Consider the following 7,786-nt stretch of genomic DNA (forward strand, 5'->3'; position numbering starts at 1 on the left):
CACCCACGCGGCGTTGCTGCGTCAGGCTTTCGCCCATTGCGCAATATTCCTCACTGCTGCCTCCCGTAGGAGTCTGGGCCGTATCTCAGTCCCAGTGTGGCCGGACACCCTCTCAGGCCGGCTACCCATCGTCGCCTTGGTGAGCCGTTACCTCACCAACTAGCTAATGGGACGCAGGTCCATCCCGCGGCGCTATCCCGACGAATCGAGACAGCTTTGATCCCTGCGACATGCGCCGCAGGGACCTCATCCGGTATTAGCCCCCCGTTGGAGGGGTTATCCCAGTCCTCGGGGCAGGTTACCTACGTGTTACTCACCCGTCCGCCAGTGTACTCGGGATTCCGAAGATTCCCTTTCCCCTTGACTTGCATGTGTTAGGCACGCCGCCAGCGTTCGTCCTGAGCCAGGATCAAACTCTCCGTTGTAGAGTTCTTTCCTTTTTCGTCGCATGATTGAAGACCCACGAACGACAGGGCCATGCACGCTGTTGCCAAAGAACAAGCTCAAGTCTTTCGTCTTGAGCGAAGCTAATATACAAAACCAACCACTGTTTGTCAAGAGGTTTTTTTTCCGAAAATGAAAAATTTTTTGACTTGCTCCACCTTGCGGCGGTGCCTGCTCCTAGCCACCTGTCCCACGCTTGGCTGCCGCCCCCACAAACCCCCAAAGTGGTCAGCACCCCGCGCGTCCGGAAGCGGACCAGCCTTTACCCTCGACAACGACCTGCCACCGGGTGCGGGAGCCTGACCGGTGATCCTGTACCAAAATGATTCTTGTTTTCCACCGCGCACTTTGCTATCTTTTCGCCCAACGGGAGCCATGCGTGACACCGGCGAAGGCAGAGCCTTCCCAGGGACAAGAACACCTTCGGCCGTTTTCGAGCAGTATGCAGCGCGCAAGTTTTTGAGAAAAAAGACGATGCTCACCGTGCGGATCATCCCCTGCCTGGACGTGGAAGATGGGCAGGTGGTGAAAGGAATCAAATTCAAGCAGTTACGCCGGGCCGGCGACCCGTTGGAGCTGGCCATGATGTACGAAGAACAGGGCGCGGACGAAATCATCTTGCTGGACGTCGCTGCCAGCTACCAGAGTCGGCGCACGATGGTCAACGTGGTGGAACGCGTCTCGGACTCGGTGTTCGTGCCGCTTACGGTCGGGGGCGGCATCCGCACCATTACAGACATGCGGGACATTCTGAATGCGGGGGGCGACAAAGTGGCCATCTGCACGTCCGCCTTGGAGAGACCGGAGCTCATCAACGAAGGCGCAGCGCGATTTGGCTCCCAGTGTATCGTCGTGTCCATCGACGCAAAACGCGTGGGGCGAGGCTGGCACGCCTTTGCCAAAGGGGGGAGGGTCGACACGGGCATCGATGCGTTGGCGTGGGCGCAGGAGGCAGAAAGGCGCGGCGCCGGGGAGATTTTGCTCAATTCCATCGACAGGGATGGCACGCGCCTCGGGTATGACGTGCAGCTGACGCGGCAAGTGGCTGATGCTGTGTCCATCCCTGTTATCGCCTCAGGAGGGGCGGGCTCGTTGGAACAGGTTTACGAGGCCGTCGCGGAAGGACATGCAGATGCGGTGCTCGTTGCCTCGCTCCTCCACTACCAGGAGTTCACCATTGCGGATATCAAGCAGTATCTGAAAGCGCGAGGTGTGCCCATTCGATGATCATCCCGTCTATTGACCTCAGTGACGGAAAGGCTGTGCAGCTCCGTCAAGGACGAGAAAAGGCGTTGGAACGCGATGATCCGATTGCCTTGGCCAGGGAGTTTGACCGCTATGGGGAGGTGGCGGTCATCGACCTGGACGCTGCCTTTGGCACAGGCGACAACGAACCACTCGTGCGGCAACTTTGCGCCGTGGCCGACTGTCGAGTGGGGGGCGGCGTGCGCTCCGTCGAAAAGGCGGTGCGCACCATTGGCGCGGGGGCGGGGAAAGTCATCGTGGGCACCAGGGCCTTCACGTCCACTGGGGTTGATGAGGCCTTCTTGCGGGAGCTCGCTCATGCCGTGGGGAGGGAGAAGGTCATTGTCGCCATCGACGCCTACAAGGGCGAGGTGGTCACCAAAGGTTGGCGCCACCGTACCGGGCTGAGCGTGGTAGAGGTCATCGAGCCGCTGCAGGCATACGCAGGGGAACTCCTGTTCACCTGCGTGGAGCACGAAGGCCTCATGCAAGGCACCGATTTCGATCTCATACGTGAGGTTGTGGGAAGGGCGCACATACCGGTTACCGTCGCCGGCGGCATTGCCTCGCCCGATGAAGTGGCCCGCATCTCGACTTTGAACGCGCACGTACAGTTGGGCATGGCCATTTACACAGGCACCATGAGCCTGCCTGTGGCTTTCAGCGCGGCGGTGAATTGGAGCTCAGGGCTGGTGCCCACCATTGCCTGCGACCAGTCCGGACAAGTACTGATGCTCGCTTACAGCAGTCGTGAATCTCTGGAGCGCACCTTCGCGACCGGCAATGCCTGCTACTTTTCTCGTTCCCGGCAGGAGATCTGGATGAAAGGGGAGAGTTCCGGCAACGTGCAGCGCCTCCTGCGTGCGCGGATGGACTGCGACCGTGACGCGTTGCTCTTCACCGTGGCGCAGCACGCTGTGGCCTGTCATACCGGCAACTACAGCTGTTTTGGCGGGCGGCGCTTTTCGCTGGAGGAGCTCCAGGAAGTGGTCTTGAGTAGATTGGCGAATCCGATGCCGGGCTCGTACACGGCTGGCCTCTCTGACGCCGAAGTGCGGGCAAAACTGCTCGAGGAGGTCGGCGAGGTCGTCGACGCCGAGACGCGCGACGAGATCGTCTGGGAGGCAGCAGATGTGCTCTACTTCCTGACGGTGCTGTTGGCCAGGGAAAAGGTATCGCTGGAAGAGGTGTTCCGGGAGCTTCGACGGCGGCGTTTTTCCGGTCGGCGTCCGGCAAAGAGGGATAAGGGAAATTGATGCGCATCGTGCACGCAGAGCAGCTTGGCGAGAGCTTCTATCAGCGCCCTTGTGGGCCAGTGCAAGACGTGCGGCCCCTGCTTGAGGAAGTGAGGCTCCACGGCGACACTGCCGTGCGTGCCTTGACCCTCCGTTATGACGGGGTTCAGCTGGAGAGCTTTCGTGTGGAGAAAGAGGAGATCCGAAGGGCATTTTCCCAGGTGCCCGAGGGCCTGGTGGAAGCCATAAGGCGGTGCATAGAGCGGCTGCGCCTTTTCTGCGAGCGGCAGCTGGCAGACTACCAGAACTTTGACATAGAAGTCGAGCCGGGCCTCTTCGTTGGGCAACGCGTCGTGCCCATCGAGAGGGTGGGTGTCTATGCGCCGGGTGGGCGCTTCCCACTTATCTCGTCGGTGTACATGGGCGTTGTGCCGGCGCGTGTGGCTGGTGTCAGAGAGGTGGTTGTCTGCTCGCCGCCGACCTACCGAGGGTCAGTGCATCCGGCCCTGCTGGTGGCCGCCGACTTGGCCGGGGCTGACGAGGTCTATCGCATTGGCGGCGTCCAGGCAATAGCCGCACTTGCCTACGGGACGGAGAGTGTGCGCGCCGTGCACAAAATCGTGGGTCCGGGGAACGCCTTTGTGACGGCTGCCAAACGGGAGGTGTACGGGCAGGTGGGGATCGACTTTGTCGCTGGCCCGAGCGAGGTGCTGATCATTGCGGATGAGGAGGCGGATGCGGAAATCGTGGCGGCGGACCTCTTGGCCCAGGCCGAGCACGATCCAGACGCATCCCCGGTGCTGGTGACGACCAGCGCACGCTTGGCCGAACGGGTGCGCACAGAGGTGGCGCACCAGGTGGCAAGCTTGACCACCGCTGCCGTGGCGAAAGCCGCTGTAGAACGCAATGGGCTCATTGTACTTGCCCGTTCTCCGGAGGAGGCGATTGCCATTGCCAACCGCCGTGCTCCTGAGCACCTGGAACTGCAGGTGAGGGATGTGGAGCCTTACGTGGCCGGCCTGCGCAACTTTGGCTCGCTGTTCGTGGGCGCCGGAGCCGCCGAAGCGTTGGGCGACTATAGTAGTGGCCTCAACCACGTCTTGCCCACCAACGGCGCGGCGCGATACACCGGGGGACTCGGCGTGCGCGATTTTGTCAAGGTGCAGACCGTCCTCAAGGTGGAAGGGAACCCGCCGAGCGGCCCCATCGAGGACGGGGTGCAGCTGGCGCAGGCCGAGGGTCTTGAGGCACACGCCAGGTCCCTGCAGGTGCGAGGGAGGTAGTGCGCCTCGTTTGCATTTGCCTTTGTCGATACGCAAAGGCAAAGGGGAAGGGCTCGCTGCCAAGGGGCGATCGCAGTCCTTCAGGAGGGGCATGCGGCCAAGGGGACGCGGGTAAGCAACCTCCCGGAAGTTCGAGATGAACCCTCTAACCGCTGGAGGGGGAGAGGGTAACCTTATGGATCTTGCCGCAGGTCTCCTGCAGGACGCATTGCCGGGCAAATGTCGTCAGCGAGCGTCTCGGTGGTTCAGGACACTCGCGCGGTATCCCGCGTATGAACCCTGTGAATCTTCCTTGCTATTCCCGCTTGGATAACTGACGTGAACTGCCCTCGAGCAATCGCTACCGACTTCCGGTAGAGCCATATCCTGTTTTCCATCAACCTACCCTGCCGCACGAGCGCTGCTCGGTTTGGCAGCTCTTGCCGGGTTTTTGGTCGCTGGTGAAAGCCAATGGAAGGCTTTTTGCGGTCATCGCACCGCCTGCAATGTCCACGCAACTTGCGGGCGAGACCCCATCCATTTGCTACGGTGCGCATGCAGGTTGTGCATCTCCCCACGAGAGGCGGTCTGCCAGCGACGCCGGGTCTGCCTCTGTTAGGCTAAGCTGTCGTGCAGATCCACCCCTCTCCGCCTCCCTGGTTTCACCCCTGCGGGCAGAAACGTGGGGCTTGGCCTCGGACTCGTGAGGGGGCGTGTGCTTGGGATAGGGTCCAAACCTCGGGTGGCACGAAAAATTCTGGTTCGGCGCGATTTTTCTCTTGACAAATTGCGTCGAGGTGGTTATATTACGCCATGAAATCGGTTTCACAGCAGGCAGCAGCACGTTTTGCGGTTGCCTGGGGCGGCCGCAGGAACCGGTTACATAGACCCTGCATGTATTAGCCGGCAGAGGGCGCGATGAGCAACCGGCCAACCATTAGGACTGTTGCCGCACGAGCCGGGGTTTCCCCTGCCACCGTCTCGCGGGTGCTTAATGACAGCGCGCCGGTGAGCGACGAGACCCGTGAGCGTGTGCTAAGGGCTGCCCGTGAGCTGGACTTTACCCCGAACCTCATCGCCCGGGCCCTCACCGTAAAGAAGACCTTCCTTCTGGGTGTCATCCTCCCCGATCTATCTGGCGAATTCTTCACCGAACTCTTGCAAGGCATCGATGAGATTGCCTACAGCAAGGGTTACCATATCATCGTCTCCTGTTCCCACAGCCACCGCAATGAGATCCACACCCTGGCCAAGTTGATGAGCGAAGGGCGCGTCGATGGCCTCATCGTCATGGAACCGCTCTTGGGCACCAAGGCGTTGTCGTCGCTCACGCGCTTTCGCATGCCAGTGGTGGTACTCAACTTCCCGTGGAATGGCGGGTTGGTGCAAAGCATCCTGGTCGATAACCAGCGCGGGGCGTACCTGGCGACCAAGCACCTGCTGGACCATGGCTACCAACCCCTGGCGATGATTCGTGGCCCGGCCGGCAACTTTGATGCAGAAAAGCGCGAGCAGGGATACCGCGAAGCGTTGCGGGAACGTGGCTTGGACCCCGACGCCGAGAATGGCGCATATCTGGTTCGGGGCGATTTCGACCGCCACTCTGGCTACCTGGCGATGAGCATGCTGCTGGGGTTGGCCAAGCGGCCGCGCGCCGTCTTTGCCGCCAATGACGAAATGGCCATCGGTGCCTACGGTGCCATCCGTGACCATGGGTTGAGCGTTCCTGATGATGTGGCCATCGCAGGATTCGACGACATCGACGTGGCTTCCTGTATCCGGCCACCCCGGACCCCTGTCCATGTGCCGCTCACCGAACTTGGTTCCAAAGCAGCCGAGCACTTGATTCGGGCAATCGAAAATAAGGATGAAACGCAACTAACCGCAAACACGGTTCTTCCCACGGGTTTGGTCATTCGCGAATCTTGCGGTTGCATTGGGCACCGTAGTGAACAGGGTTGAAAGGAGGTGAGAGCTGGGGGCTGGTGCGACGTGCGTCGTGGAGTGTTGGCATGGCTGCTCCCTGTTGGGTGCAGGCGAGGGTCCCACAATTAGCTGGAGGAATCGTCATGAGCAAGGGTCGTGTGCAGCTGGCGGTCGTAGGTCTGGTGGTGTTATCTTTCACCCTGGCCTATGCACAGGCTCTGGAGCGTCCGAATGTGGTTTGGGCGCGGGCGACGAGTGAGCCGATTGTGTTGGATGGGCGGTTGGACGAGGTCTCGTGGCAGAAGGCGGAGTCGGTGCGGTTGCAGTATGGGAAGAGTTCGGGATTGATTCCTGGGAGTGGGTGGAAGGATGAGAGTGGGGTGAAGCCGAGCGATCCGTTGGATGCGACGTTGAAGTTTTTGGTATCGGGGAATTATTTGTACATGGCGGCGGTGGTGCGAGACAGTTCGGTGGGGGGAGGGTTGTTCAATCAGTTTGACGGTTTTTTGATGAACATGCGGGATCATTCGAAGGTGGATCGTCCTGCGCCGCCGTTTGAGTATTTTTACGGGTGGGTGACGGAGGGTTGGGCGGATCCGAACACGGGCAATGTGGGGGCGTCGCCTGGGTTTTTCGGGTGGGCGTCGGGGGATCGGGAGGTATGGGATGCGGTGACGGTGGTGGATGGGGTGAGCAACGATGATTCCACGCCGGATAGGGGGTATGTGGTGGAGTTCAAGTTCAACTTGACGCCGCGGGGGTACGATGTGACGCGGCCGGAGGGGGACATTGTGGAGTTTAATGTCTCGATTTACGATGCGGATTGGCATTGGCCGCACAATGCGGACAAGTTTAGTGGGAATCGGACGTGGTGGTGTGGGCCGTGGGGGAATGCGTCGGCGTACGATGTGGCGCGGATATATGCGCGGCCGGATGTGACGGTGGATTCGGGGCCGGTGCCGTTGGTGGGGCCGGAGGTAGTGATTCCCAATGGGGTGAATTATGCGGATCCGGTGATTGACGGGCGGTTGGATGAGGCGGTGTGGGTGAATGCGTCGGGTTTGGAGATTCGGTATGGGGATGACGAGTTGCGGGCGTCGTATCCGGGGGTAGGGCCGTGGCGGAGTGGTCAGTTTCAGCCGGAGATTGCGGGGGTGCGGGCGCCGGTGTTGGATCCTGGGGATGCGACGGTGAAGTGGTTTTTCAAGGGGGACATGTTGTACCTTGGGGTGGATGTGCGGGATCAGGCGGTGACGGGGATGAATTTGTACGACATGTGGGATGGGATTCGTTTTATCATCGAGGATCGTGCGGTGATGAATCCTGACGATCACAATTTGGAGCGGCGGCAGTTGACGGTGCGGGTGGATTCGTTGGGGTCGTTGCAGGTGATGGACTATTTGGCCTATATGATTGATTCGCTGCAGATGGCGCAGGCGGCGATGGCGTTGAAGCCGAACACGACGGTGAACGATGCCAATGACATTGACGAGGGGTACAGTTTTGAGCTGGCCATTGACCTGAAGGCGTTGGGGTACCCGGTGGGTCGTGGTGATGGGGATTTGTTCATCAGTGCGACGTTGTTTGACGGGGATGCCTTTGCCAACCCGGCGGACAACTATGGCACGCGCACCTGGTGGATGCGCGAGAGCACCTGGCCCGCTGCCCCCGCCT

5 protein-coding genes and 1 rRNA gene are annotated in these 7,786 nt (G+C 60.6%); 5 read left to right on the forward strand and 1 reads right to left on the reverse strand.

What is annotated here, in order from left to right; all coding sequences use genetic code 11:
• Nucleotides 1-425 (reverse strand): 16S ribosomal RNA (locus tag H5U38_08365); the annotation flags it as partial.
• A gap of 493 nt (nt 426-918) precedes the next feature.
• On the opposite strand from H5U38_08365, the gene hisF reads away from it, so the two are divergent.
• The 5 genes from hisF to H5U38_08390 all read left to right on the forward strand — a co-directional run.
• Entirely contained in the window at nt 919-1,671 is a 753-nt protein-coding gene (hisF, locus tag H5U38_08370) for an imidazole glycerol phosphate synthase subunit HisF (GenBank protein ID MBC7187032.1), read from the forward strand.
• Nucleotides 1,668-2,945, forward strand: a complete 1,278-nt coding sequence (gene hisI, locus H5U38_08375; protein MBC7187033.1) for a phosphoribosyl-AMP cyclohydrolase — start codon at nt 1,668-1,670, stop codon at nt 2,943-2,945. The genes hisF and hisI overlap by 4 nt, the downstream gene beginning before the upstream one ends.
• A complete protein-coding gene (gene hisD, locus H5U38_08380) occupies nt 2,945-4,207 on the forward strand; it encodes a histidinol dehydrogenase (protein MBC7187034.1) in 1,263 nt (420 codons plus the stop codon). The genes hisI and hisD overlap by 1 nt, the downstream gene beginning before the upstream one ends.
• A gap of 897 nt (nt 4,208-5,104) precedes the next feature.
• Nucleotides 5,105-6,148, forward strand: coding sequence for a LacI family DNA-binding transcriptional regulator (locus H5U38_08385; protein MBC7187035.1), 1,044 nt, complete (start codon nt 5,105-5,107; stop codon nt 6,146-6,148).
• A gap of 107 nt (nt 6,149-6,255) precedes the next feature.
• Nucleotides 6,256-7,786 (forward strand): hypothetical protein (locus tag H5U38_08390; protein ID MBC7187036.1); only part of this gene is annotated, 1,531 nt, incomplete at its 3' end.

It is taken from the genome of Calditrichota bacterium (assembly GCA_014359355.1).
Classification (GTDB): Bacteria; Zhuqueibacterota; Zhuqueibacteria; order JANLFK01; family Oleimicrobiaceae; genus Oleimicrobium.